Here is a 24,632-nt window from a genome sequence, read left to right on the forward strand (position 1 = left end):
TATTTTGAAATACAAGCGGCATGGTAAATTTAAATTTACTTTGTTGCTGGTGAAAGTTAGACTATTTTGATCAAAATTTAAAGGAAAACTATGGTAAATGAACTAGAAAATTTAGGCTTGAGTGACATCAAAAAGATCAATCACAACCTTAGCTACGATGAGCTTTTCGAGCTTGAAAAGGCTCGCGGCGAAGGGCGCGTGTCAAGCAACGGCACATTTATGGTGGATACTGGCATCTTCACGGGTCGCAGCCCGAAAGATAAATACTTCGTAAAACAAGATCCTAGCCAAAAATACATCGCCTGGGGCAAGATAAATCAACCTATCTCAAAAGAGCTTTTCGACAAGCTTCTAGCAAAAGCCAAAAAGCAGCTTAGCGGCAAGGAAATTTTCATCCAAGACGCATTTTGCGGGGCGAGCGAAAAGAGTAAAAAGTCCGTGCGTTTTGTGACCGAAGTTGCGTGGCAGGCGCATTTTGTAAAAAATATGTTTATCCGCCCGAGTGAGGCGGAACTAGCTAAATTTAGCCCAGATTTCGTCGTTTATAACGCTTGCAAATGCAAAAACGAGGACTACAAAAATGACGGGCTGCACTCGGATGTATTCGTCATTTTCAACGTCGAGGAAAACGTCGCTGTCATCGGCGGTACGTGGTATGGCGGCGAGATGAAAAAAGGAATTTTCTCGATGATGAACTACTGGCTGCCGCTTGAAGGCAAGCTAAGCATGCACTGCTCGGCAAACATCGGCAAGGCGGGCGATACCGCGCTATTTTTCGGACTTAGCGGCACGGGCAAGACGACGCTTTCGACCGACCCCAATCGCAAGCTAATAGGCGATGACGAGCACGGCTGGGACGATGATGGCGTGTTTAACTTCGAGGGCGGTTGCTACGCGAAGTGTATCAATCTCGATCCAAGCAGCGAGCCTGAAATTTACGCTGCCATTAGGCGCGATGCACTGCTTGAGAACGTCGTCGCGGACGAAAACGGAGCGGTTGATTACAAAGACGGTAGCAAGACCGAAAACACCCGCGTGAGCTACCCGATCTATCACATCGACAACTACGAGCCAAGCTCAAGCGGCGGACATCCTAAAAACATCATCTTTCTAACGGCCGACGCATTCGGCGTTTTGCCACCGGTGGCAAAGCTTAGCAAAGAGCAGGCGATGTATTATTTCCTAAGCGGCTACACCGCCAAGGTTGCCGGCACCGAGCGGGGTATCACCGAGCCTGTGGCGACGTTTAGCGCGTGCTTTGGCGAGCCTTTCATGCCGCTACACCCGACCGTTTATGCAAAGCTTCTTGGCGAGAAGATCGATAAACACGGCGTCAATGTCTATCTGGTAAATACCGGCTGGAGCGGCGGAGCGTATGGCACGGGCAAGCGCATGAGTATCAAGGCGACTCGCGCGTGCATAAACGCGATACTTGACGGCAGCATCACGAAGTGTGAATTTGAAAATTTTGAAAAATTTGACCTCGCAATACCAAAGGAGCTAGCAGGCGTCGAAACCAAGCTGCTAAACCCGATAAACACGTGGGCAAACGCGAGCGAATATATCGCTACACGCGGTAAGCTAGCCAAGATGTTCGTAGAAAATTTCAAACGCTACGAAGACGTGAAAGAGGGCGTGGAATTTGCCAAAGCCGGTCCAAAAGCTTAAATTTGGACTGCTTGTAGGAGCGATTTTGCTTGCGGGCTGCGAGGACTCCCGCGAGCAAAACGCACCGCTAAAATCCGCTAAACAGCCGACTGTCTCGCTGATATCCTACGATAGTGCGCTAGAGTATCTAAACGCATATCGAAACGGCTCACAGCTTAAAAGCCTGAAATTTAACGACGACCTCGCACTGGGCGCTAAAAACCATGCCAGATACTGCACCACAAACGAATACATGGGACACGACGAGACGAGAGGTAGTAAAAATTTCACCGGCGCAAACCCGGCGGAGCGAGCGAAATTCGCCGGGTATCAAGCCGCAAGCGTGTTTGAAAACATAGCTTACAAAGAGGATTTTACCTCCGCGATCGACGGGCTTTTTACGGCGATATATCATAGATTTGCATTTTTGAGTCCTAGCGTCGATGAGGTCGGGTATTTCATGGCAAAGGATGAGAAATTTTCCTCTTTCGTCTTTTTGATAGGAAATTCCAAGATCGAAAATTTTTGCAAAAAGGGCTTGAGCGACGGCGGAAGCGGGAAATTTTACACCCGTGTCTGCGCGAACGAAGATCTCAAGATGCGCGCAGATAGGCTTGAGAGCCTCACTTACTCAAGCAGACCTTATGTAAAATTTCCTGAGGGCATGCCAGTGCTACCTTATTTTAGCGGCGAGAGCCCGGATCCCTTCCCCGAGTGCAAGATCACTGCAAATCCCGTCAGCATCGAGCTTAGCCAAAATTTTAAAAATATAAAAATGCTAAATTTCGAGATATATAAAGATAGCGAGCGGCTTAAAGATCTAAAAATTTTAGACGTCAAAAACGATGTCAACAAAAAATTTAGCCCGCAGCAGTTTGCGGCGTTTTCGCGCGAAGTGTTTGACTTTGACGCGCAGTATCAAGCGGTCTTTAGCTACGAGAGAGACGGCGTCAGACAAGATGACATAAAATGGAGCTTTAAGACAAAGGGCTTTTCTCATCCATATTTCGAGGCGGCGGGCGGCGATGTTTTGGGCGTGGATGCGGACAAGACATACGAGATATTTTTCCGCCCCAAAAACTGTAACGATGTCATCAAAAGATATGACTACAAATATCCAAAATCTTTAAGTCCTGACATCAAACAAAGCGGAACGAACACGCTTAGCGTAAATTTAAGCGGACTAAAGGGCGATAGCCTAGAGATCTTGCTAAATAACGCAACTCCTGTAAAGGTCGTGCTCACAAGCAGTTCGCAAAAGGCTCTCGAAAAAAGGCGAGGATATCTCATAAAAGGCGTACTGGTCGCATTGACGGCTATCTTTGCGTTTGCGCTGATATGGCTAAATTTTAAGAGATCAAAGTAAGAGGCGTTTAAATTTTGAGTAAAATTTAAACATCGCCGGTCGTTTTTGCTATCATCGTTTCTAAATTCTAAAAATTAAATTTGAATTTTAGGCTAAAAGTAATATAGTTTAATAAAATCTATGTTACAAAGGACGTTTTATGAGCGAGCAAAAAGGCGGAATTTTCTCTTTTTATTTTAAGAGCAACCTGCTTGTGAGGATTTTGATAGGCCTTATCGTGGGTGCTATTTTTGGTATCGTTTTTCAAAATGCAGGCCAGGCGATCGAGTTTTTGCAGCCATTTGGAGACCTTTTCATTAGGCTTTTAAAGATGATAATGGTGCCCGTGATCGTCTGCACCCTCATCGTAGGAACGAGCTCCATCTCGCCGGCTCAGCTTGGCAAGGTCGGCGTAAAGATCATTATATTTTATCTGATAACGTCACTTTTTGCCATTATCATCGGACTTTTTGTGGGTGCGGTCATAGCTCCTGGCGAGGGGATGATGCTAGAAAACATCGCTGGCACGGCTAAGGAGGCCAAGGCTCCGACCTTGGTGCAAATTTTGCTTGACATCGTGCCGACGAATCCTTTTGGCTCGGTGGCTAAGGGCGAAGTGCTACCTACCATTTGTTTTTGCGTATTTTTTGGTATCGCACTTGCATTTTGCCGTGATAGCAAAGACGAAAAGGTCAAAAATTCAGCCGATGTCGTGTTTTCGTTTTTTGAGGGCATGAGCGAGGTCATGTTCAAAGTCGTCGGCTGGGTCATGCAATACGCCCCTATCGGCGTTTTCGCGCTTATTTTCATCGTTTTTTCAAAGAGCGGTGCGGATGCTTTCGGACCGCTCTTGAGCGTCACGATCAGCGTTTATATAGGCCTTTTGCTTCAGATCGTTTTGGTTTATTGCGTGATCTGCTTGATCTATAAACTAAGCCCTATAAAATTCTTAAAAAAGGTTCGTCCGCCGATGGTGACGGCCTTTGTGACGCGTTCATCCGGTGCTACGATACCTGTGTCTATGGAGACGGCGGAAAAAGATATGGGCGTGCCAAGAAGCATCTTTGGCTTTACTATCCCGGTGGGAGCTACGATAAATATGGACGGAACTACCATATATCTTGGCGTTTGCGCGATCTTTATCGCAAACATCGTGGGTGTGCCGCTAAATTTTTCGCAGCAGCTCACGGTCGTTTTGACCGCTGTTTTGGCCTCGATCGGGACAGCCGGAGTGCCTGGCGCCGGTGCTATCATGCTTTTGATGGTGCTTGAGTCGGTCGGTCTAAAAGTGGAGGCCGGAAGCGTCGTAGCCATAGCTTATGGCATGATACTTGGTATAGATGCTATCCTCGATATGGGTAGGACATCGATGAATGTAGTCGGTGATATGGTCGGTGCGGTCATAGTCGCCAAGAGTGAAAACGAACTGGATATGGAGGTATGGAACAGATGAAATGCCTAGGGATAATCGGCGGCATGGGGCCGCTGGCAAGTGCCGATCTTTACAAGAAAATGACGGAACTAACGCCTGCTACGTGCGATCAAGAGCATCTGCATATAGTGATAGATTCTTATTCGCAGATAGAGGATAGGACGAAATTTATAATGGGCGAGGGGCCAAGTCCTCTGCCAAAGCTGGTAGAAGGCGCCAAACGGCTGAAAAATGCCGGCTGCGAGGCGCTACTGATGTCTTGCAATACAGCGCATTTTTTCGCCGAGGATATCCAAAAGCAGGCCGGAGTCAAAATTTTACATATCGCAAGGGCCGCGGTAGATGCCATAAAAGGGCGATACCCGGACGCGAAAGATATCGCTGTCATAGCAACTAGCGGCACGAAAAAAGCGCGCGTATACGATAAAATTTTAGACGAATACGGGCTAAATAGCGTGAGCTTTACAAAAGAGCAACAAGACGGGATTATGGACTGCATCTATAAGGGTGTGAAGGCCGGTAAGACGCAAGAATTCGTACCGATCTTCAACAAAATCATAAACGGGATAAAGGCTGATGTTTATATCGCCGCTTGCACCGAGATACCTATGTTTTTGCCGTTTTTGGATAGGGATTATAAATTTATAGACGCGACGCTGGAGCTCGCCAAGGTCGGTGTAGAGTTTGGACTAGAGAGGAAAATTTAGAGCGCAAAACGCTCTAAATTTAAATCATGAGTGAAAATGATACTCTTCTGGATGATCCAAAGCGTATCTAAATTTATCCATATCCACTTTTTTGTCCCAGATAGAGACTATCATGCAGCCCACGGCGTTTCCGCAGAGGTTGCCTACCGCGCGCATCTCGGACATAAATTTATCCACGCCTAGCAATATCGCCACGCTAGCTACCGCGATGCCCGTGCTAGGGAGTGCGGCGAGTGTGCCTGCTAATACTATAAATCCTGATCCCGTCACGCCCACAGCCCCTTTGCTGGTGATCATCAGTACGATTAGGATGCTGATTAGATGCCCGATCGTGAGATCGACATTTGTCGCGTATGATAGGAAAATGATACTAAGGCTTAGGTAGATGTTCGTGCAGTCTAGGTTGAATGAGTAGCCAGTCGGTATGATGAGGCCTACGGCGCCTTTGTTGATGCCGGCGGACTCTAGCTTTTGCATGAGGGGAGCTAGTGCTGTCTCGCTGGAGCTGGTGGCAAAGACGACTAGTACTTCGCGCGATATGAAGCGCATAAATTTAAAGATATTGACCTTTGCGAAATAGCAGATGATACCCAGCACGATAAAGATGAAAAAGCACGATGCAGCCGCCATCACGAGTAGTAGCTCGACCATGCCTAGTAGCGAGCTGATGCCAAATTTACCGATCAAAAACGCCATTGCCGAAAACGCTGCGACCGGACTAAACAGCATCAAAATGGCAAGTAATTTTAGCACATAGTGCTGGATCTTTTCTAGCGGCTTTAGCACGAGCTTTTTGTGATCGTTGTTTAAAAACGAAAGCACGATCGCGACTACTAGCGCCATAAATAGCACTTGAAGCGTATTTGCATGGATAAATGGTGAGATAGGATCAGGTGGGATAGCACCTTTTAGGATGTGTAGCACGTGCTCGACAAAGCCAAGATTAGCCGAGCCGTCGCTAGCTTTTATAAATTTATCCACGCTGGAGGTATCTAGCGTAGCAGGGTCGATATTCATGCCATGACCCGGGCGTAAAACCTCACCGAATAAAATTCCCACGGCAAGGGCAAGCGTGCTCACGACTTCAAAGTAGATAAACGCTTTAAAGCCGATCGTGCCGAGATCTTTTAGACTCTCAAGCCCCACGATACCGGAGATGATGGTTAGAAAAATGATCGGTCCGATGAGCCATTTCAAGGCCTTGATGAAATAATCGATCCCGGGCTTGCTGGCGATACCAAGCTCTGGGTAGAAATGCCCCACCAGCACGCCGGCTACGATGCCTAAAACGACCCAAAACGCGAGGTTGAAGAGCAACTTTGTCGCAAAATTTGCGTTTTTTATGTATTGTGGTATCAAAATTTATCCTTTACAGGCTTTCTTTTATCTGTGCTAAGATGATCTTATCGCCCTGTCTGATGCTGTCTAGCACCTTTAGGCTCTCTTCGTTCGCACATTTTCCAAATACCGTATGAACGCCGTTTAGATGAGGCTGCGGACTATGACAGATGAAAAACTGCGAACCGCCAGTATCGCGACCCGCATGCGCCATAGATAGGCTACCACGCTCATGTTTTACCTTTTGCCCGTCGCATTCGCATTTTATGCGCCAGCCAGGACCTCCCATGCCGTTTCCGTTGGGGCAACCGCCTTGTATGACGAAATTTGGTATCACACGGTGAAAATTCAGCCCGTTGTAAAAGCCGCTTTTTATGAGCTCTACGAAATTTGCGGCCGCTTGCGGAGCTTCGTCTGCAAAAAGCTCAAGCGTTATGTCGCCTTTTTCGGTACTAAGGACGGCAAATCTCGACTTTCTTAGTTCGTCTAGATCCACATCGTAAATTTTTAACTCTTCACGCATATTTTTCCTTTGAAATTTTATTCGATATTCGTATAAACAGCTTGCACATCATCGTCGTCTTCTAGCTTGTCAAGCAGTCTTTCGACCTCTTGCATCTGCTCCTCGCTCAAGGTGATGGTGGAATTTGGGATGTATTGAAGCGTGCCTTTTTTGACCTCAAGTCCTAGCTTTTCGATGCCTTCATGAAGCGTACCAAAGCTGGTGTAGTCGCCATAGACATAAAGCGTGTCGTCCTCAAACTCGATATCGCTTAGTCCGAAGTCTATCAGCTCTAGCTCGATCTCTTCGATATCTGTGGTAGGTTTGTTCAGCTCAAAGACGCTCTTTCTTGAAAACATGAAGCTAAGGCTCCCGGTTGGTAGCACTTCGCCGCCGTTTTTACTAAATATAGCCTTTACGTTTGCGACCGTTCGTGTCGGATTGTCGGTAGCACACTCGACTATTATTTGCACGCCGTGTGCGGCCTTTCCGTCATAAAATATCGTTTTTATATCCGCGCTATCTTTGCCGTTAGCGCGCTTTATAGCCGCGTCGATGTTGTCTTTTGGCATATTTTCGGCCTTTGCGGCGGCTATGGCGGCACGAAGCTTCGGGTTCATATCAGGATCGACGCCACCCTCTTTGGCGGCTACCGTTATGGCTTTGGCAAGCTTTGGAAAAACCTTGCTCATCTTGTCCCAGCGCGCTTCTTTGGCCGCTCGTCTATACTCGAATGCTCGTCCCATACTTTTCCTTACAAAAATCAAAAATTTTCAAGATTATATCTAAAACAAAATTTTATTATTTTGAAATTTGGTGCATTTTGGTATGATTTGATAAAAATTTATATTTTGGGACTTATAATGAAAGGTGTGATTTCAAATGCGCGAAGGCACGATGCCAAACGCTGCATAGAGCTGCTGAATTTAGCTTTAGAGGATATCTCGTTTTATCTTAGCGGGGTGCGAGACAAGATACAAAGCGATGAGATACTAGCTTCGTTTTTTGAGAGTGAAGATAGCCACTTGAGTTACAAAAACGTATTTGTTTATAAAGTCGGTGAAAATATAGTCGGTGCTGTTTGTGCGTATTGGGGTGCAGATAGTATAAAATACAACGAACCTCTTATGAGGAATTTCAAGAGGCTTGGTATAAGCAGGCAGATAGATGCTGAATGTTTTGAGGACGAATTTTACATAGACAGCATCGCCGTAGATGGAAATTTTAGAAAACAAGGCATAGCGACCAAGCTCATAAGCCATATATGCGAGATAGCCAAACAAAGAGGCCATAGCAAAGTGGCTTTGCTAGTAGATGAAGATAAGCAAAAAACAGAAGCGTTTTATGGTAGTTTGGGCTTTAGGCAAGATACGACGAAGATCGTGAATTCACACAAATATCATCATATGATAAAGGAGATATTATGAAAAAATTTCAAGTTGCAAATATCCACTGCGAAAACTGCGCAAAAACGATAAAAAATGCACTCGAGGACGAATTTGGCGAAATTTACGTCGATCTAAACAGCGAGCCAAGGCTAGTTAGCGTAGATATCGCCGATAGTGATGTGGATAAATTCAAGACCGAGATAGAAGATCTTGGCTTTGAGGTCTTGCAAGAGGTCAAATAATGCCTAAAAGCGTCAAACTAAACATCGCCGGCATGAGCTGTGTAAACTGCTCTAACGCCATCGAAAGGGTGGCTAAAAAGCTTGACGGCGTCATTGAAGCGCATGTAAATTTCGCAAATGCGACGGGCGAATTTGTCCTGCGCGATGACAGCGTGCGCGAAATTTTAGAAGCAAAGATAAAAAAGCTAGGATACGACATCGCGACCGATCTTGATGAATTCGAGCAAAAACGCAGCGAGCATATAGCAAATATGAGAAATAAATTCCTTTTTGCGTTTGCAGCCAGCCTCGTCATAATGGGGCTTGAAATTTTAGGCAAGCGAGGCGTTTTAAACGATGTTTTGATGCTTGCTGTGGCCTTTTTGACGCTGGTTTTTAGCGGACGAGACTTTTTCACCCACGCTTACGCCGCTATCAAAAACAAAAACTACGATATGAACGTGCTGGTCGCACTTGGAACGAGCAGCGCGTTTTTGTATTCGCTTTTTGTGTTTTTGTTCCCTAGCGCCCTGCCAAGCGACCTTAGAAATATGTACGTCTCAAGCTCGGCGATGATAATAGCCTTCGTGCTGCTTGGCAAATACCTTGAGGAGCGCTCGAAGGCTAGGGCGGGCGATTATCTAAAGACCCTGCTTAAAATTTCGCCTAAGACCGCGATCCTCATAAAGCCTGACGGACAAAACGTAGAAGTGAGTGTCGAGGAGCTAAATATCGGCGATATCGTAGTCGTAAAAAACGGCTACAACGTGCCTTGTGACGGAGTGATAGTCCAAGGTGGAGCCGAAATAGACGCATCGACGCTGACCGGTGAGAGCCTGCCGGTTTATAAAGAGGCCGGAGACGAGGTGTTTGCAGGCACTTTAAACACAAACGGATATATAAGTGTGAAAGTGAGCAAGGGCTCGCACCAGACGCTACTGTCTCAAATTTTAAACCTTCTAAACGACGCCAGCACTAAAAAAATGCCTATCAGCCGCCTAGCCGACAAGATCGCAAATATCTTCGTTCCAAGTGTCATTTGCATCTCGCTCTTGGCGCTTTTTGTATGGATCGTTTTTAGCGGGAATTTCACCTATGCCGTTTCAAGCGCGATCTGCGTGCTAATCATCTCGTGTCCGTGCGCGTTAGGCCTTGCCACGCCGATAGCCATCATCACGGCGCTAGCACGCGGTGCAAAGGATGGAATTTTGATCAAAAATCCCGAAGTCATCGAACTCATGAAGGATGTGAGATTTGTAGCGTTTGATAAAACGGGCACTCTTAGCAAAGGTCAAATCAGCGTCAAAAGCTGCAAGCTAAGCCATGATGATCTGCTCCTAGCAGCCTCTGTTGAAGCCTTGAGCGAGCATCCTATCTCAAAAGCGGTCGTGAAATTTGCCAAGCAAAATTCCATAAAGTCTATGAAGCTTGAGGGTAAATTTGAAAATATCGTGGGATACGGCGTCGTTTACGAAGACGATGAAAATCGCATAGTCATAGGCAACGAGAGCTTGCTGGCAAAAAACGGCGTTTTGATAAGTGACGAGCAAAAAGGCGAAATTTCAAGCGTTTTAGACGAGGGAAGCGGCATCATACTTTGCGCGATAAACGGCGAATTCAGAGGCTTCATCTCCTTAAGCGACGAGCTTAAGAGCGGGGTGAAAGAGGCGCTTGGCGAGCTTGAAAATTTAGGCGCACAAAGCGTCATCCTATCGGGTGACAACGAGAAAGTCGTCTCGCACATCGCCGCGCAGCTTGGCGTAGATAAATTTTACGCAAATATGCTTCCAAGCGATAAATTTGAAAAGATAAAAGAGCTTAGTCGCCAGGGCAAGGTGGTGTTCGTGGGAGATGGCATAAACGACTCGCCTTCGTTAAAAGAGGCCGATGTAGGCATCGCGATGAACTCTGGCTCTGATATCGCAAAAATGGCCGGCGATATCGTACTCATGAAAAACGACGTCAAGGGCGTAGCCAGCTCGCTAAAGCTTGGCAAAAGCACGATGAGGACGATAAAAGAGAACCTGTTTTGGGCCTTTGTGTATAACGTCGTTTGTATCCCGGTCGCCGCTGGCGTACTGTATCCTATTTTTGGGATATTGCTTAGCCCGGTTTATGGCGCACTTGCGATGTGTTTTAGCTCGGTCACGGTCGTGCTCAATTCGCTTAGGCTTAGATATTTGAAATTTTAAGGATGATAGTTGAGAGTCGGAGAAGTTTATAGCGTCGTAGCAATGGCTCTTGCTGCGAATTTTAATGAAATTTTAGACGTCGCACAGTTTATGCGCATCAAAAAATCAAAAGGCTGGATAGTGCAGAACAAAACGCACGCGAGCAAGGTTGGCGGCGAATTTTACGCTAAATTTTTAAAAGATGAAAGCAGTGCGGCACTTTGCGATGATTTCGTGCTGCTAAAGCCGAAATTTCTAGCGAGCCACTATTTTCCAAGTGCAAAAGACGATCTTGCGAAATTTTATAAAAGCATAAAATTTGAGCCAAAAGCGGACGGGATAGACAGCGTCTCAAACCAGCTACTGCTAATCGCTGCGATACTGAAAAACGAGGCTAATGAAAATTCTCAGCGTCTTTTAGCAGCTTTTTCATCGGCATATTTTTTACCTTATGCAAACGAGCTTGCCAAAGAGCTTCAAGCGCAGGCTACCAGCAATTTTTATAAGGCAATGGGATATTTTTTAGAGGATTTTTGCACTGCGCTTGGCGCGATGATCGGCAAAAAGCAAAAGAGCTGATCAATCTTGCGAAACTTCTGAAATTTTAGTTTTCACGCTTAGGATATTTGTCTGGATGTCGGCCTGAGCGATGTTGAAGTGATGCAACATCTGCTTTGAAGTCTCGTCGTTTAGGTGCTCGACCTTTGATATTTGATGACCGATCTGCGTCATCGTATCTTGCAGTTTTTGTAAATTTTCTCTTAGTTCGGGCTCGTTTGACTTTTTGATAGTGGTGTGCTCCGGCTTGGTCTCGCTGCTTTCTATCTTGTGCACGATATCCTTTTGATCGGTGTCTGAGGCGACCAGGATATTCGTCTGCGAGCTGGCGTTTGATACCGAAGTATAGCCGTCGTATGCATTGGCGCGTAAATTTAGCAAAGTGTCGATCTGCATGCGTTGTCCTTTCCTGGGTTATCTACTAACACATATCGGCAATTTCGCAAAAAGCTAAAGGGATTTTGTGAAATTTTAAAGCGTTTGTGCCGACGATGAGCTTAAAATTTGCGCTTGAAGCGAGAGTGTCTGCGCCTGGATGTCTGCTTGCTGTGAGGTGAGATACTGCAACATCTGCCTTGAAAACGCATCATCGCTTTTTTGCGTTTGGGCTATTTGCTGCCTGATCTTTGTTAGCTGCTCTTGTAGCTCTTTGATCGTTTGCTCAAGCTCCTGGGTGGAGTTTTTAGTGCTTTGAGTGCTAGTGCTTCCGCTTGCAGCTGTGGCAGTTTGCGTGCCGTCATTTACGCTGACAGCCGTTTTATCGGGCGTCGCAGCGCCTGTAGTTTGCTTTGTTTGCTGTACTTTTTGCGTGTCGTATAAATTTGTATATGAGTTTGAATTCGTGTCGATTTGCATGGTAGCTCCTTTTTGTCTATATCGGCAAAATTTTGAAATTTTAGAGCTTTATCTTGCGTGCTTTTGCCAAATCCGCGCAGTAAAAAGCGAGCAAAACGGCTAGGAAAATGGCAAACGATAAAAACAAAACGCGGTAGTCAAAATGCCGTAAAATTTCGCCTCCCACGGCAGTGCCGATACCTCCGCCAAAAAATATCGCCACTCCGATGATACCGGAGGATAGCCCTTTGCCAAATTTCGGACGTAGCGCCTCGCTGGCTAACACGGACTGAACAAAAACGTATCCAAGACCCAGCAAAAACGTCCCCGCAAACGCCGCAAAAACGAAGTAGCTCCCCAAAAAGCATAAGGCTAAAAACGAGGCGAGAAATCCAAAAATCAAATTTTTATCCGGCGAAATGAAATTTTTTAAAAACCTATTTGCATTGCCCGCAAAGAAGCAAGCTACACCGTAAAGCATCAGGCACACTCCCGCCACCAGTTTGCTAATATTTATCGCTGAAAAATTTTGGATATTATAACTCCGATTTAAGCGGATGGAGTAAAATTTAAGGTCAAATCCTTGCCTGATCCTACAAATTTATAAATTTTCTGCTAAAATTCATGCAGTAAAAATAAAGGAGTTTGATATGATGAGCGTGCAAAATTTAAGAGAGCAGATAAAGGAGCTTTTACTGCAAAAATACGGCGTCGCAGGGCGTGTAAATAGCCAAATGGAGGCGCTGAAATTTTACATTACAGATCATCCCGGCGAGTCTCTTAGGGCTGCATTATACGAGCCGTCTTTTTGCGTGATACTACAAGGTGCAAAGGCAGTAGGGTTTGGTAAAAATATGTATGGATACGATGAAAACACATATCTTCTCGCCTCGACCTATATGCCGCTAAATGTGCGCGTCACAAAGGCTAGCAAAGACGAGCCATACGTATCCTTGGCGTTAAAATTCAGCCTTGATGAGATATATGAGGTGCTAAAAAACATAGAGACCCAGAAGCAAAATTTACAAAAAAGCGAAAAAGGCGTATTTTTCGGAGAGCTTAGCGATGAGCTACTAGAGCCGCTTTTAAGGCTGGTTTGGCTAAATGACAAGCCTAAAAGCAACATCGACTACATAGCCGGTCTCATCAAAAAAGAGATACTTTTCGCCCTGGCAAATGATAAAAAAAGCGGATATTTTTTGAGTAAATTTGCCATGCAAGGTAGCGCCTCGAACAAAATTTCGCGTGCCATCATCAAGATAAAGGACAACTTCAACGAAAAGATAAATATCAAAGATCTAGCCCGTGCGTGCGATATGAGCGAGAGTTCGCTTTATCAGAATTTTAAAACGATAACCTCGCTCTCGCCGATAGCCTTTCAAAAAAAGATACGCCTTGAAGAGGCCAAAAACCTACTCTCAAACACCGATCTGCCCGTAGCACAGGCGGCTTTTGAGGTCGGATACGAGAGCGCATCGCAGTTTAGTAGGGAGTATTCAAGGATGTTTGGCGTCGCTCCAAAGGTCCATTCGGCGATGTTAAAAGCAAACTGATAAGGCTTTTGCGCCTAAATTTACTCTAGCGCCACGTAGTCGGCGGATGAAATCTTCCTTGCCCGTGTTTTTCATATCGTGACACTCGCCCTTGGCGGAGATGACTACGTTGCCTTTTTCGATTTCACCTACGTGGCAAATTCGCTTTTTCATTTTTGCTCCTTTTTCGTTCATTTTAGCCGAGCCGAGTAAAGGCGGCGTGAAATTTAAGTGGATTTGAGCTAAAATCAGGGCTAAAATTTAAGACTTTGTTTTTAAAAATAGTGCTTTTTAAAATTTTAAACGTTCTAGCGTAGTCAAATCTTATTAGCGAGCTTATCGCCGCCGATTTTCAGCGAAACAAAGTGAGTGCGGGTCTGCTTACAGTTGCGAGTGTAACGAAGCGTCTTAAAAAGCTGCGAGCAACGCGAAGCAGAAAAAGTCGCGCTAAGGCTTAGCTTCGCTCCACTCGCTACTCTCGCCCTTTGGAGTGAGTAAGATTTGCGAAGCACTAACTATTAAAATCAAAGCCAAAATTTAGCCAAAAGGAAAAACGATGCAAGAAAGTCTTAAAAAAATGTGGTCGGGCAGATTTAGTGGCGAGAGTAGCGAGCTTTTGGAGGAGTTTAACGCCTCGATCGATTTTGATAAAAACCTCTACCGCGAGGACATCGCAGGTAGCAAGGCGCACGCGAAAATGCTTGGTGCGTGTGGGATTTTAAAGCCAGAGGAAGCCGCTACGATCGTGGCGGGACTGGACGCAGTGCTCGCTCAGATCGAGGAGGGTAAATTTGAGTTCAAGACCGCCGACGAGGACATTCACATGGCAGTGGAAAAGCGTCTTAGCGAGCTAATCGGCAGCGAGCTTGGTGGCAGGCTGCACACCGCGCGCAGCAGAAACGATCAGGTCGCACTGGACTTTCGCCTTTACGTTTTGCGTCAGGACGAGCAGATCGCGCGTCAAATTCGCGAATTTATCGCTACTCTCACGAGCCTTGCCGGCGCGCACCTTGATACGCTGATGCCTGGCTACACGCACTTGCAGCACGCCCAACCCGTGAGCCTTGCGTATCATCTTTTGGCGTATGCGTTTATGTTTAAACGCGATTTTGAGCGGTTTATCAGCTCGCACGAGCGAAACAATCTTTGCCCGCTAGGCTCTGCCGCGCTCGCCGGCACGCCACATCCGATCAGGCGCGAGCTGGTGGCGCAGGAGCTAAATTTCGCCGGCATAACGCAAAATGCGATGGACAGCGTCTCGGATCGCGACTTTGCGCTAGAAATTTTATTTAACATCAGCGTGCTGATGACGCATGCTTCGCGCCTTTGCGAGGAGCTGATACTTTGGAGCTCGCAGGAGTTTGGCTTTGTAACGATCAGCGATGCGTATTCGACCGGAAGCTCGATAATGCCGCAGAAGAAAAATCCCGACGTAGCCGAGCTCATACGCGGTAAAACCGGGCGTGTAAACGGCAATCTCATCGCGCTTCTAACGACGATGAAAGGCTTGCCGCTGGCCTACAACAAAGACATGCAAGAGGACAAGGAGGGCGTATTTGACAGCGTCCGCACCGCGACGAGCTCACTTGCGATCCTAAACGCGATGATGAAAGAGGCTAAATTTAACGAGCAAAATATGCTTGCCGCGACCAAAAAAGGACACTTGAGCGCGACTGATCTGGCGGACTATCTCGTGCGCAAGAAAAACGTGCCGTTTCGCACGGCGCACTTTATCACGGGCAAGGCTGTGGCGCACGCAGAGAGCTTGGGCGTGGATCTAAGTGAGCTTAACGCCGCGCAGCTAAAAAGCGTGGATGAAAATTTAGATGAAAATGCCGTTAAATTTTTAAACCTACACGCGTCAAAAGAGGCTAGGACATCAGCCGGTGGCACGGCAAATGCGAGTGTGAGAAAGCAGATAAAGCAGCTAGAATCGTGGCTGGCAAAGAGTGGGGATTAAATTTGGTTTAGGGGAGCGATAATATAGATAAATGTGAGTGGTAGGGGGCAATGACTTTATTTAAAAAGTATTTCAAGCACCATTTACTTTTGCTATTTATTTTAAACCTGTCGCGAAGCGACAGCAACCTTGAACGTGCAGTGGGGAAGGTGGGGTCTAAGGGGCGGAAGGGGAGACGCTTCGTAAGTAGAGCCCTGTCCGCCCCTTGAAAAGATATAGAGATGGGTGCAAACGGCATTCGAAGAAAATCTCTTTTGCTTCGGCTTCGCCTGCCCTGAAAATCGGCGGCAATAGCGTCGTTTTGTAAGGTTTGACTTCGCTTTATTGCTTTTATTAACAATAAAGACGAACACCTCATCAAAACAGTGTCAAATTTAAACAAGAAAAACATGCAACTAATAGAAAATAACGGAAAATTCGGCTTTGCAGATGAGAGCAGACGGGTCGTCATAGAGCCTAAATTTGACTACGCGACGAAATTTATGCGAGGTAGAGCGTATGCGCGCTTGGGTGAGCGGATATTTACGGTAGATGCGAGCGGGGCGCAAAGAGAGGTTTTGAGCTTTAAGGCTGCGGGTGATTTCCACGAGGGGCTGGCGACCGTGAAAAGTGGCGGAAAATGGGGCTTTATCGACAAGATAAGTAAATTTAAGGTAAGGCCAAAATTTGACTTTGCCGCCAGCTTTTGCGAAGGGCTAGCTAGGGTGGCTTGCAAAGGGCGGCGCTTTTTTATCGATAAATCGGGCGAGGTCGTCATCCCGCCAAAATTTAATAAAGTGGGCGATTTTCATGACGGTTTGGCTAAATTTATGGATAAAAGCAGCAAAAAATGGGGCTTTATGGGTAAAAACGGCGATGTCCTTATAGAGCCTAAATTTAGCGAGGTAGGCGACTTTTCGCAGGGCTTTGCCGCAGTTAGAGCGCATAAATGGGGTTACATAAACACAAAAAGCGGAACGGCGATACCGCCCTTATATGATGGTGCGGGGCTTAGGTCGCAGGGGCTGATGGCGGTCAAGGTCGGCGAAAAATGGGGCTTCATTGACGAAAATAACGACATCATCGTGCCGCCTAGCTATCTTGCAGTTGATATTTTTAGACGCGGCATCGCTCAGGTCATCAGGCGCGAGCAAACAGAAATTTACCCCCAATACGCGTTCATCGACACAAACGGCAAGCTCATCGTGCCTTTTGGCAAGTATCAGACGCTAAGCGGCTTTTATGACGAATTCACAGCCGTGCAGGATCAAGAGTATATGTCTAGCTTCATTGATAGTAGCGGCAATGTCGCTTTGCCACAGGCTTTTGACGCGGCTCATCATTTTTGCGAGGGGCTGGCGTTTGTCAGTCAGGGCGAAGAGTGGGACGATAAATGGGGCGCGATCGACAAGAGTGCAAATCTCGTGATACCGCCGTTTTTCTACCGCCCTTATAGTGATTTTAGCGAAGGGCTTGCGCTTGTGAGGTTAGAGAGGGAGTATATATTATTTTTCATTGATAAAAACGGCGAGCCGATGTTAAAGCCGCGATAAATTTTAAAAATTTATGCCCAAAACGAGGAAATTTTCATTATAATAAGCGCCAAAGGATAAAAGATGTTTGGAAATTCAAGACAAAAAGAGCTTCAAGCGCAAAACGACGAGCTCACACTAGAAATTCAAAGACTCAAAAAAGAGCTTGAGCTAGCTAGAAACGAAGTAGCAAAGGCGCAAAACGTAGGTGCTGGCAAAAACGAATCTAACGCCGACAATAACGAAGTCGTGACGCTTTTGATAGATAGCTACGCCGATGGTATGAACTTTTTACAAAACACGATGGAGGAAAATATCAAGGCGCTTGGCGGTATGAACGATCTAAACAACCAAACCTTCGCCAAGACCGAGAAGCTTACGCAGCAGACCACATCGATAGTAAATTCCATGCAAAGCGTGCAGCAAAAAAGTACCGATCTGCAAGCTAACGCCTCGTCTTTGACAAACAGCGTCTCCTCTATCTCTGAGATCATAAATTTGATAAAAGATATCTCTGATCAAACGAATCTACTAGCCCTAAATGCTGCGATCGAGGCGGCTCGCGCGGGTGAGCATGGGCGTGGTTTTGCCGTCGTGGCGGACGAAGTGCGAAAGCTCGCCGAGCGCACGCAAAAAGCGACGCTGGAAGTTGAGGTGAATATCAATGGGCTTAAACAAAATGCGAACACGATGTCCGAGATGAGCCAAGATTTTTCCGATCTTTCGGCAAATACGATGAAAATTTTAGATGAATTTTACGCAAATATATCAAGCGTCAATGAAAATACTCAAAATTTACTAAGCCAAGCGCTAAACGTGACTAACGAGATCAACGTCAGCAACGGCAAGATTGATCATATAAATTTAAAATTAAGCGGGTATAGAGCCATTTTAAAAGATGAGCGAGACAGCATCCCCGATGTCCATCATTGCAGGTTTGGCAAGTGGTTCGAGGAGTATGTAAAAGGCGCGATAAGTAGCGATCAAAAGGCTATAAACGAGATAGCTCACCATCATGAAAACGTCCATAGCGGACTAGCTAAAGTGATAGAAAGATCGGCCGACAAAGGTCATAAAAAAGAGGCTATATCGGCTTTAAAAGATGTCGAGAGGTCAAGCAAGATCGGCTTTGAGATGCTTTTGGCGGCTATCAAGAAAGCAAGAAAGTAAAATTTTAGGCTCTGTTGTAATATTTCATTGATTTTCAGCTTTCAAAGCAGGAGAATGCGAACAGCATTCGAGTAAAACCTTATGAAGCGACGCTATCACCGCCGATTTTCAGAGAAGCCATAAGGCTGAACGCGGTCTGCTCGCAGTTGCGAGTGTAACGAAGCAAAAAATCGTGCTATATGTTCGGCTACTCGCTCCCGCACAAACGCTGTTCGCGTCCGTGCTAGGTCGCTCCTGGAGCGAGCAGGATTTGCGAAGCAAGCGTCAATGATTTATTATTACAGAGCTAAATTTTATATGCTCGCTTTTAATGATATTTACGAAGCACTCACTTAATACTATTAAAATAGAGCCAAATTTATTTAGATCCACCCTAAATTTAGGGTGGAGATGCGTTAAAACGTGGATTGCGGATTTGTTACAGCATCGCTCCAGCCAAGCTTTGCTCCGCCAAGCAGGTGAAAATGCAGGTGCATGACCTCTTGACCGCCGTTTTCACCGCAGTTTGTGACTAAACGATAGCCGCTTTTATCCACGCCCATCAGACGTGCTACTTGCTGGATAAACAAAAGCATCTCGCCCATTAAATTCGGATCCATCCCTTGGATGTTTTCAAAGTGTTTTTTGGGGATTATCAAAATGTGAATCGGCGCTTTTGGATTGATATCGTGAAATGCCAAGAATTTATCGTTTTCAAGGACTTTGTTGCATGGAATTTCACCCGCTACTATTTTTTCAAAGATCGTCATTTTCACTCCTTTAAAATTTTCTCAAATTATATCAAAGTGCACTTAAATTTAGCGCCTTTTATCTGAATTTTAACTCTTTTTGACTACAATCGGTATCAAAAATTTCTAAAGGTTTGAAATTGCAAGAATTCATAGAAAAGATAAACAAATGCCCCGCACTTAGCGAGCTTGAGAAGATTCGTGTTGAAATTTTCGGCAAAAAGGGCGTCTTGGCGGAAGGTTTTGCAAAGCTAAAATCCATGCCTGAAGACGAGAAAAAGGAATTTGCGGCGAATCTAAACAGACAAAGAGACGATCTGGCGGCGCTAATAGAGGCCAAAAAGACAGAGCTCTCTGCACTTGAGATCGCTTCAAAGATGAAAAGCGAGGCCGTTGATATAACGCTTTTTAACGAGCCCGTAGCAAGCGGCGCTTTGCACCCCGTGATGGCGACGATGGATAGGATAATCGAATACTTCATGATGCAAAATTTCTCGCTCGAGACCGGACCTTTGATAGAGGATGATTTTCACAACTTCGAGGCGCTGAATTTGCCCAAATATCACCCTGCGCGCGATATGCAAGATACGTTTTATCTAAATGATTTCAGGCTTTTGCGCACACACACCAGCCCCGTGCAGGTGCGAACGATGCTCGCAAACAAGCCGCCTATTCGCATGATAGCGCCCGGGACGGTGTTTAGACGCGACATGGACCTTACGCATACGCCGATGTTTCATCAAGTCGAGGGACTCGTAGTCGAGGATGGCGATAAGGTCAGCTTTGCAAATTTAAAAAGCATGCTTGAGCAATTTTTAAAATACATGTTCGGTGATGTCGAAGTGCGTTTTCGTCCTAGCTTTTTCCCTTTCACGGAGCCAAGCGCAGAGGTCGATATCAGCTGCATTTTCTGCCACGGCGATGGGTGCAGGGTCTGCAAACAAACAGGCTGGCTGGAGGTACTAGGATGCGGCGTAGTCGATCCAAACGTCTTTAACGCGGTCGGCTATAAAAACGTGAGCGGATATGCGTTTGGACTTGGCGTGGAGCGCTTTGCGATGTTGCTTCACAGAGTGCCTGATCTAAGATCGCTGTTTGAGGGGGATTTAAGACTATTGGAGCAATTTAAATGATAATATCAAAACACTGGTTGAACGAATGGGTAGACATTAGCGAGATAAGTGGCGAGAAGCTTTTAAAAACGTTAAATTCTATCGGGCTTGAGGTTGATAGCTATAAAGAGATAAAGCTGCCAGATAGCATCGTCGTAGGATATGTCAAAAACAAAGAAAAGCACCCGGACGCCGATAAGCTAAACGTCTGCCAAGTCGATGTGGGCAAAGAGACGCTGCAAATCGTATGCGGAGCTAAAAACGTAGAGGCAGGGCAGTTCGTACCGGTTGCACTCATAGGCACTGTGATGCCAAACGGCCTTGAAATCAAAAAAGCCAAGCTTCGTGGAGTCGAGAGTTGCGGCATGATATGCTCTTCTGCCGAGCTTGGCATGGTCAAAGTAAATGACGGAATTTTACCGCTTGATGAAAGCGTGGGAAATTTAAAACTAGGCGTCAGCCTCAACGAATTCGACGTTTTTAAGGACATCATAATCGAGATCGACGTTACGGCAAACAGAGGCGACTGCCAAAGCATGCACGGCGTCGCGCGCGAAATTTGCGCGGCGCTTGACCTAAACCTTCGCGACAACCTGCTTTACGAAGACGCCGACAATCTGCTTGGCATCGGCAGGATCGTCTCCGTGCGCGCGGAGGACGGCGTAAGAGGCTCGTTTTTATACCGAGCGTTCGAGATAAAAAGCACCATAAGCGAGAATTTACTCACGCGCATGAGGCTTGCTCTCATAGATTGCAAAAAAGAGGGCATCATCGAGAGGTTGCTTGATTATATGAGCTACTGCACGGGAGTGCTTTTTAGAGCGTATGACTTTGCGAAGCTTGGTAGCGACGACGAACGCATAATGTTTGATATCAAAAATGGCAAAAACGGCGAGTGCGTCGTATTTTGCGGGGATAAAAATTTAGGAGTGGCAGGGATCTATCAAAGCGACGAGGGCAGGGTGGACGAGAGCTCGAAGCTGATCGTTTTGGAGGCTAACTACACCGAGCCGTCGGTCATTGCAAGGATCATAGGCGAGGACAAAGACCTACCTCACGGAGATCAAATTTATCGCTCCAGCCGTGGTAGCGAGCCAAATTTAGCCTACGGAGCGGATTATTTTTTCAAAAGGCTTTCTAACTACAAGGACGCTGTGGGCCTTTACGCAGGGTCGCAGCATTCTATCTTGCGCAAAGAGCCCGTTACTATCAATGTCTCTTTAAACGAGCTTAAAAATATGATAGGCCAAGAGGTCGCTCGCAACGATGTCGTTAAAATTTTAAAGAAGCTTGGTTTTGAAGTGGGCGTGAATGTCGAGCAAGAGAGTATAAACGTAAAAGCGCCGTCGTTTCGCCACGATATCTTAAACCTACACGATATCTGCGAAGAGATAGTGCGGATAGTGGGCATCGACAACATCGCCCCCACGCCGTTAGTCTTCGCCGAGCAAAACAGACTCACACCTACTTATATAAAATATAAAAATTCTCTAAATTTAAGGCGTAAAGCTGCGGACTGCGGGTTTTTCGAGAGTGTGCATTATGTTTTTGACAGTCTTGAGGAGCTTGGCAAGCTTGGATTTGCCCCTTGCAAAGTAGCGATATTAAATCCGATAAACAACGAGCTAAATACGCTTAGACCGACGCTTGTCAATCACCTCTTAAACTCATGCGAGCGAAATATCAAAAATTCTAAAAAATCGGTCAAGCTGTTCGAACTTGGTGAGGTTTTCGATGAAAATGGCAAAGAGAGCTTGCGCGTGGGCTTTGCGCTTTGCGGACAGGCCAAAGAGCCTTCGCTGATAAATGGTGCAAAGGGCGAGGAGGCGGGCTTTTACGTATTTGCCTCGATGGTGCAAAACGTGATAGGTAAATTTATGCTGCTTCCTGATGATAAGATCTTGTATCTTAGCCCTTATGAGCAGGCGATCATCTGCCAAAACGGCGAAAAGATCGGCTACATGGGACGTGTGGATATCAAGGTGCAAAATTCGCACGATCTGCCAAAGACATATATCTGCGAAATAGATTTTGAAGCTATGAAATTTAATAAGATAGAGGCTAAACCTTACTCGAAATTCCCAAGTATCAGTCGTGATCTTAGCCTGATCGTGCCTGACGGGTTTGAATTTGCAAAAATTTATGAGTGCATAAGAGGGCTAAATTTAAAAGAGCTCAAAGAATTTTTGCCGGTAGATATCTATCGTGGGGCCGGACTGGAAAATTCTGCCAGCGTGAGCCTTAAATTCACATTTCAGGATATGGACAAGACCCTTGAAGACGAAGAGGTCGGCGTCTTGATGGATAAAATTTTAAGCGAGCTCAAGACGAAGCTAAATATCGGTATCAGATGAAAGTTCGTATACTAAACGAGCCTATAAACGCCGAGCTCTCGCGCATAGCCGCCGATAAATCGATCTCTCATAGATGTGCGATATTTTCACTACTTAGCAATAAACCATCGCACGTTAGAAACTATCTAAAAGCCGGCGATACGCTAAATACGCTAGACATCGTGAAGGCTTTAGGCGCGCAGATCCAGGAGAGGGGCGAGGAGCTCATCATCACCCCGCCGGAGAAAATCCTTGAGCCTGACGTAGTTTTGGAATGCGGGAATTCCGGCACTGCGATGCGCCTTTTTATGGGGCTTTTAGCGGCTCAAGAGGGCTTTTTCGTTTTAAGCGGAGACAAATATCTAAATCGTCGCCCGATGGCGCGCGTGGCTAAGCCGCTAGTGGCGGTCGGAGCCAAGATAGACGGCGCAAACGAGGCAAATACCGCACCTCTTTGCATACGCGGCAAAAAGCTAGAGCGTTTTAAATATGATAGCCCGGTGGCCTCCGCGCAGGTAAAAAGCGCACTTTTGCTCGCTGCACTTTATTCAAATGGCTGCGAATTTTCAGAGCCAGAGCTTAGTCGCGATCACACGGAGCGTATGCTAAGAGGCATGGGCGCAAAGATAAAGACGCAAGGCGCCAGTATAGCTCTTGAGCCTATGGATGCGCCGCTAGCGCCACTTGATATAGACGTACCAAACGATCCCAGCTCTGCATTTTTCTTTGCCGTCGCCGCATGCATCATACCAAATTCTCATATCGTGCTAAGAAATGTGCTTTTAAACGAAACGCGCATCGAGGCATATAAAATTTTACAAAAAATGGGCGCGGGCATAAAATTCAAAGAGATATCCGGCAAATACGAAAGTATCGGCGATATCGAAATAAGATACGCCGCGCTGAATGCCGTAGAGGTGAGCGAAAATATATCTTGGCTCATCGATGAGGCGCCCGCACTCGCCATTGCTTTTGCAAACGCAAAGGGCACCAGCGTGCTAAAAAACGCAAAGGAGCTTCGTGTCAAAGAGTGCGATCGCATCGCCGTAACGGTAGCCGGACTTAAAAAATGCGGCGTAACGGCGCGAGAACTTGAAGACGGCTTTGAAGTGAGCGGCTGCGATGCTAGCTGCGCTATCATCGACAGTCACGGCGATCATCGTATAGCGATGAGCTTTGCGGTGCTGGGACTAAAATGCGGGATGATAATCGAAAAAAGTGAATTTATCGCGACATCGTTTCCAAATTTTATCTCGATACTTCGAAAAATAGGTGCTAGCGTTGAAGATTGAGCTTGCTAGTAGCTACGGCTTTTGCTTTGGGGTAAAGCGCGCCATAAAGATAGCCGAAAATGCAGGCGATGCCGCTACTATCGGACCTCTCATACATAATAACGAAGAGATAAACCGCCTAGCTACGAATTTCAATGTCAAGACTCTCAACGGCATAAATGAGCTAAAGGACGAGAAAAAGGCCATCATACGCACTCACGGCATCACGAAAAGCGATCTGGCCGAGCTTAAAAAGACCGATATCAAAGTCATAGACGCCACTTGCCCGTTCGTGACCAAGCCGCAGCAAATTTGTGAGGATATGAGCAATGCGGGATACGATGTCGTGATATTTGGCGATGAAAATCATCCCGAGGTCAAAGGCGTGAAGTCCTATGCCAGCGGAAAGGTTTATGTCGTGCTTGATGAGAGCGAACTTGAGGGAGTGAAATTCAGACAAAAAGTAGCACTCGTCAGTCAAACGACTCGTAAAGTCGAAAAATTTATACAAATAGCGAACTACTTGATGTTACGCGTAAAAGAGGTGCGAGTTTTCAATACTATCTGCAACGCGACCTTTGAGAACCAGGAGGCGGTCAAAAATTTAGCCAAAAGAGCCGATGTGATGATAGTCATCGGTGGTAAAAATAGCTCTAATACAAAGCAGCTTTATCTGATATCTAAAAATTTCTGCGAGGACAGCTACCTGATAGAGAGCGAACACGAAGTCGAGAAAAGCTGGTTTGAGGGCAAGAATTTATGTGGTATAAGTGCGGGAGCGAGCACGCCTGACTGGATCATACAAAAAGTCGTCGACGTGATAGAGAAATTTTAAAATTCAACCTCAAATAAGCGAGTTTTAAATATAATAA

The 24,632-nt window shown here is 46.0% G+C and carries 24 protein-coding genes and 1 pseudogene; 17 read left to right on the forward strand and 8 right to left on the reverse strand.

Features of this window, described 5'->3' with window-relative positions; all coding sequences use genetic code 11:
• The first annotated feature begins 90 nt into the window (after window positions 1–90).
• The 4 genes from pckA to cuyB all read left to right on the forward strand — a co-directional run bounded on the left by pckA (window position 91) and on the right by cuyB (window position 5,131).
• Window positions 91–1,668: a phosphoenolpyruvate carboxykinase (ATP) gene (gene pckA, locus CCVT_RS02720; RefSeq protein ID WP_018136851.1), complete on the forward strand. Its 1,578-nt coding sequence runs from the start codon at window positions 91–93 to the stop codon at window positions 1,666–1,668.
• On the forward strand, window positions 1,643–3,013 hold the full coding sequence (locus CCVT_RS02725; protein ID WP_018136850.1) for a CAP domain-containing protein: 1,371 nt from the start codon (window positions 1,643–1,645) through the stop codon (window positions 3,011–3,013). The genes pckA and CCVT_RS02725 overlap by 26 nt, the downstream gene beginning before the upstream one ends.
• A 139-nt stretch (window positions 3,014–3,152) precedes the next feature.
• On the forward strand, window positions 3,153–4,445 hold the full coding sequence (locus CCVT_RS02730) for a dicarboxylate/amino acid:cation symporter (RefSeq protein WP_018136849.1): 1,293 nt from the start codon (window positions 3,153–3,155) through the stop codon (window positions 4,443–4,445).
• Window positions 4,442–5,131 (forward strand): cysteate racemase, encoded by a 690-nt coding sequence (cuyB, locus tag CCVT_RS02735; RefSeq protein ID WP_026175507.1) that lies wholly within the window; start codon window positions 4,442–4,444, stop codon window positions 5,129–5,131. Before CCVT_RS02730 ends, cuyB begins: the two co-directional genes overlap by 4 nt.
• A gap of 24 nt (window positions 5,132–5,155) precedes the next feature.
• Here cuyB and CCVT_RS02740 read toward each other — a convergent pair whose 3' ends face one another.
• Genes CCVT_RS02740 through CCVT_RS02750 form a run of 3 tightly spaced genes read right to left on the reverse strand, consistent with a single transcriptional unit; the run spans window position 5,156 to window position 7,717 of the window.
• Window positions 5,156–6,490, reverse strand: coding sequence for a cation:dicarboxylate symporter family transporter (locus tag CCVT_RS02740; protein WP_018136847.1), 1,335 nt, complete (start codon window positions 6,488–6,490; stop codon window positions 5,156–5,158).
• A 10-nt stretch (window positions 6,491–6,500) separates the two neighbouring features.
• Window positions 6,501–6,992: a peptidylprolyl isomerase gene (locus CCVT_RS02745; protein ID WP_018136846.1), complete on the reverse strand. Its 492-nt coding sequence runs from the start codon at window positions 6,990–6,992 to the stop codon at window positions 6,501–6,503.
• Between the two features lie 17 nt (window positions 6,993–7,009).
• Entirely contained in the window at window positions 7,010–7,717 is a 708-nt protein-coding gene (locus CCVT_RS02750; protein WP_018136845.1) for a YebC/PmpR family DNA-binding transcriptional regulator, read from the reverse strand.
• 117 nt (window positions 7,718–7,834) lie between these two features.
• Here CCVT_RS02750 and CCVT_RS02755 point away from each other — a divergent pair, with 117 nt between their 5' ends.
• The 4 genes from CCVT_RS02755 to CCVT_RS02770 are packed head-to-tail and all read left to right on the forward strand — an operon-like array spanning window position 7,835 to window position 11,330.
• On the forward strand, window positions 7,835–8,398 hold the full coding sequence (locus CCVT_RS02755; RefSeq protein WP_211437469.1) for a GNAT family N-acetyltransferase: 564 nt from the start codon (window positions 7,835–7,837) through the stop codon (window positions 8,396–8,398).
• Window positions 8,395–8,601: a heavy-metal-associated domain-containing protein gene (locus CCVT_RS02760; RefSeq protein WP_018136843.1), complete on the forward strand. Its 207-nt coding sequence runs from the start codon at window positions 8,395–8,397 to the stop codon at window positions 8,599–8,601. The genes CCVT_RS02755 and CCVT_RS02760 overlap by 4 nt, the downstream gene beginning before the upstream one ends.
• Window positions 8,601–10,772, forward strand: a complete 2,172-nt coding sequence (locus CCVT_RS02765; protein WP_018136842.1) for a heavy metal translocating P-type ATPase — start codon at window positions 8,601–8,603, stop codon at window positions 10,770–10,772. The genes CCVT_RS02760 and CCVT_RS02765 overlap by 1 nt, the downstream gene beginning before the upstream one ends.
• Window positions 10,773–10,781: 9 nt before the next feature.
• Entirely contained in the window at window positions 10,782–11,330 is a 549-nt protein-coding gene (locus CCVT_RS02770) for an oxidoreductase (protein ID WP_018136841.1), read from the forward strand.
• Here CCVT_RS02770 and CCVT_RS02775 read toward each other — a convergent pair whose 3' ends face one another.
• The 3 genes from CCVT_RS02775 to CCVT_RS02785 form a co-directional block, all read right to left on the reverse strand.
• Window positions 11,331–11,705, reverse strand: coding sequence for a hypothetical protein (locus CCVT_RS02775; RefSeq protein ID WP_018136840.1), 375 nt, complete (start codon window positions 11,703–11,705; stop codon window positions 11,331–11,333). It lies immediately after the preceding gene.
• Between the two features lie 75 nt (window positions 11,706–11,780).
• The gene (locus CCVT_RS02780) at window positions 11,781–12,164 is read right to left on the reverse strand and encodes a hypothetical protein (protein ID WP_018136839.1); all 384 of its coding nucleotides are present in this window, start codon (window positions 12,162–12,164) and stop codon (window positions 11,781–11,783) included.
• A gap of 40 nt (window positions 12,165–12,204) precedes the next feature.
• Window positions 12,205–12,642 carry a hypothetical protein gene (locus tag CCVT_RS02785; protein ID WP_018136838.1) on the reverse strand — a complete coding sequence of 146 codons (438 nt, stop codon included), beginning with the start codon at window positions 12,640–12,642 and terminating at the stop codon, window positions 12,205–12,207.
• Window positions 12,643–12,793: 151 nt separating this feature from the next.
• Between CCVT_RS02785 and CCVT_RS02790 the strand changes: the two genes are divergently transcribed.
• Window positions 12,794–13,696, forward strand: a complete 903-nt coding sequence (locus CCVT_RS02790) for an AraC family transcriptional regulator (RefSeq protein WP_018136837.1) — start codon at window positions 12,794–12,796, stop codon at window positions 13,694–13,696.
• Here the strand turns inward: CCVT_RS02790 and CCVT_RS02795 are convergent.
• Window positions 13,682–13,849 (reverse strand): cupin domain-containing protein, encoded by a 168-nt coding sequence (locus CCVT_RS02795; protein WP_018136836.1) that lies wholly within the window; start codon window positions 13,847–13,849, stop codon window positions 13,682–13,684. The genes CCVT_RS02790 and CCVT_RS02795 overlap by 15 nt on opposite strands.
• A 382-nt stretch (window positions 13,850–14,231) precedes the next feature.
• On the opposite strand from CCVT_RS02795, the gene argH reads away from it, so the two are divergent.
• From argH to CCVT_RS10090, 4 genes and pseudogenes are all read left to right on the forward strand, one after another.
• On the forward strand, window positions 14,232–15,635 hold the full coding sequence (gene argH, locus CCVT_RS02800) for an argininosuccinate lyase (protein ID WP_018136835.1): 1,404 nt from the start codon (window positions 14,232–14,234) through the stop codon (window positions 15,633–15,635).
• A 389-nt stretch (window positions 15,636–16,024) separates the two neighbouring features.
• Window positions 16,025–17,167 carry a WG repeat-containing protein gene (locus CCVT_RS02805; RefSeq protein WP_035160899.1) on the forward strand — a complete coding sequence of 381 codons (1,143 nt, stop codon included), beginning with the start codon at window positions 16,025–16,027 and terminating at the stop codon, window positions 17,165–17,167.
• A 480-nt stretch (window positions 17,168–17,647) separates the two neighbouring features.
• Window positions 17,648–17,896 (forward strand): annotated as a pseudogene (locus CCVT_RS10085) (methyl-accepting chemotaxis protein); the annotation flags it as partial.
• Window positions 17,882–18,316: a CZB domain-containing protein gene (locus tag CCVT_RS10090; protein WP_407644585.1), complete on the forward strand. Its 435-nt coding sequence runs from the start codon at window positions 17,882–17,884 to the stop codon at window positions 18,314–18,316. The pseudogene CCVT_RS10085 and the gene CCVT_RS10090, both read left to right, overlap by 15 nt.
• Before the next feature lie 395 nt (window positions 18,317–18,711).
• On the opposite strand, the gene CCVT_RS02815 is transcribed toward CCVT_RS10090, so the two are convergent.
• Entirely contained in the window at window positions 18,712–19,065 is a 354-nt protein-coding gene (locus CCVT_RS02815) for a histidine triad nucleotide-binding protein (RefSeq protein ID WP_018136832.1), read from the reverse strand.
• Window positions 19,066–19,184: 119 nt separating this feature from the next.
• Between CCVT_RS02815 and pheS the strand changes: the two genes are divergently transcribed.
• Genes pheS through CCVT_RS02835 form a run of 4 tightly spaced genes read left to right on the forward strand, consistent with a single transcriptional unit; the run spans window position 19,185 to window position 24,595 of the window.
• Complete coding sequence (pheS, locus tag CCVT_RS02820) at window positions 19,185–20,177, forward strand: phenylalanine--tRNA ligase subunit alpha (RefSeq protein ID WP_018136831.1); 993 nt, start codon at window positions 19,185–19,187, stop codon at window positions 20,175–20,177.
• The gene (gene pheT / locus CCVT_RS02825) at window positions 20,174–22,510 is read left to right on the forward strand and encodes a phenylalanine--tRNA ligase subunit beta (protein WP_018136830.1); all 2,337 of its coding nucleotides are present in this window, start codon (window positions 20,174–20,176) and stop codon (window positions 22,508–22,510) included. Before pheS ends, pheT begins: the two co-directional genes overlap by 4 nt.
• Window positions 22,507–23,781 (forward strand): 3-phosphoshikimate 1-carboxyvinyltransferase, encoded by a 1,275-nt coding sequence (gene aroA, locus CCVT_RS02830; RefSeq protein WP_018136829.1) that lies wholly within the window; start codon window positions 22,507–22,509, stop codon window positions 23,779–23,781. The genes pheT and aroA overlap by 4 nt, the downstream gene beginning before the upstream one ends.
• A complete protein-coding gene (locus CCVT_RS02835) occupies window positions 23,771–24,595 on the forward strand; it encodes a 4-hydroxy-3-methylbut-2-enyl diphosphate reductase (protein WP_018136828.1) in 825 nt (274 codons plus the stop codon). Before aroA ends, CCVT_RS02835 begins: the two co-directional genes overlap by 11 nt.
• Window positions 24,596–24,632 lie beyond the last annotated feature (37 nt).

This window comes from Campylobacter curvus (assembly GCF_013372125.1).
GTDB lineage: Bacteria > Campylobacterota > Campylobacteria > Campylobacterales > Campylobacteraceae > Campylobacter_A > Campylobacter_A curvus.

Coding starts and splice junctions, on each gene's coding strand:
- pckA (WP_018136851.1), top strand. CDS start 91: ATGGTAAATGAACTAGAAAATTTAGGCTTGAGTGACATCAAAAAGATC.
- CCVT_RS02730 (WP_018136849.1), top strand. CDS start 3,153: ATGAGCGAGCAAAAAGGCGGAATTTTCTCTTTTTATTTTAAGAGCAAC.
- cuyB (WP_026175507.1), top strand. CDS start 4,442: ATGAAATGCCTAGGGATAATCGGCGGCATGGGGCCGCTGGCAAGTGCC.
- CCVT_RS02745 (WP_018136846.1), bottom strand. CDS start 6,992: ATGCGTGAAGAGTTAAAAATTTACGATGTGGATCTAGACGAACTAAGA.
- CCVT_RS02750 (WP_018136845.1), bottom strand. CDS start 7,717: ATGGGACGAGCATTCGAGTATAGACGAGCGGCCAAAGAAGCGCGCTGG.
- CCVT_RS02755 (WP_211437469.1), top strand. CDS start 7,835: ATGAAAGGTGTGATTTCAAATGCGCGAAGGCACGATGCCAAACGCTGC.
- CCVT_RS02760 (WP_018136843.1), top strand. CDS start 8,395: ATGAAAAAATTTCAAGTTGCAAATATCCACTGCGAAAACTGCGCAAAA.
- CCVT_RS02765 (WP_018136842.1), top strand. CDS start 8,601: ATGCCTAAAAGCGTCAAACTAAACATCGCCGGCATGAGCTGTGTAAAC.
- CCVT_RS02775 (WP_018136840.1), bottom strand. CDS start 11,705: ATGCAGATCGACACTTTGCTAAATTTACGCGCCAATGCATACGACGGC.
- CCVT_RS02780 (WP_018136839.1), bottom strand. CDS start 12,164: ATGCAAATCGACACGAATTCAAACTCATATACAAATTTATACGACACG.
- CCVT_RS02790 (WP_018136837.1), top strand. CDS start 12,794: ATGATGAGCGTGCAAAATTTAAGAGAGCAGATAAAGGAGCTTTTACTG.
- CCVT_RS02795 (WP_018136836.1), bottom strand. CDS start 13,849: ATGAAAAAGCGAATTTGCCACGTAGGTGAAATCGAAAAAGGCAACGTA.
- argH (WP_018136835.1), top strand. CDS start 14,232: ATGCAAGAAAGTCTTAAAAAAATGTGGTCGGGCAGATTTAGTGGCGAG.
- CCVT_RS02805 (WP_035160899.1), top strand. CDS start 16,025: ATGCAACTAATAGAAAATAACGGAAAATTCGGCTTTGCAGATGAGAGC.
- CCVT_RS10090 (WP_407644585.1), top strand. CDS start 17,882: ATGAAAATTTTAGATGAATTTTACGCAAATATATCAAGCGTCAATGAA.
- CCVT_RS02815 (WP_018136832.1), bottom strand. CDS start 19,065: ATGACGATCTTTGAAAAAATAGTAGCGGGTGAAATTCCATGCAACAAA.
- pheT (WP_018136830.1), top strand. CDS start 20,174: ATGATAATATCAAAACACTGGTTGAACGAATGGGTAGACATTAGCGAG.
- aroA (WP_018136829.1), top strand. CDS start 22,507: ATGAAAGTTCGTATACTAAACGAGCCTATAAACGCCGAGCTCTCGCGC.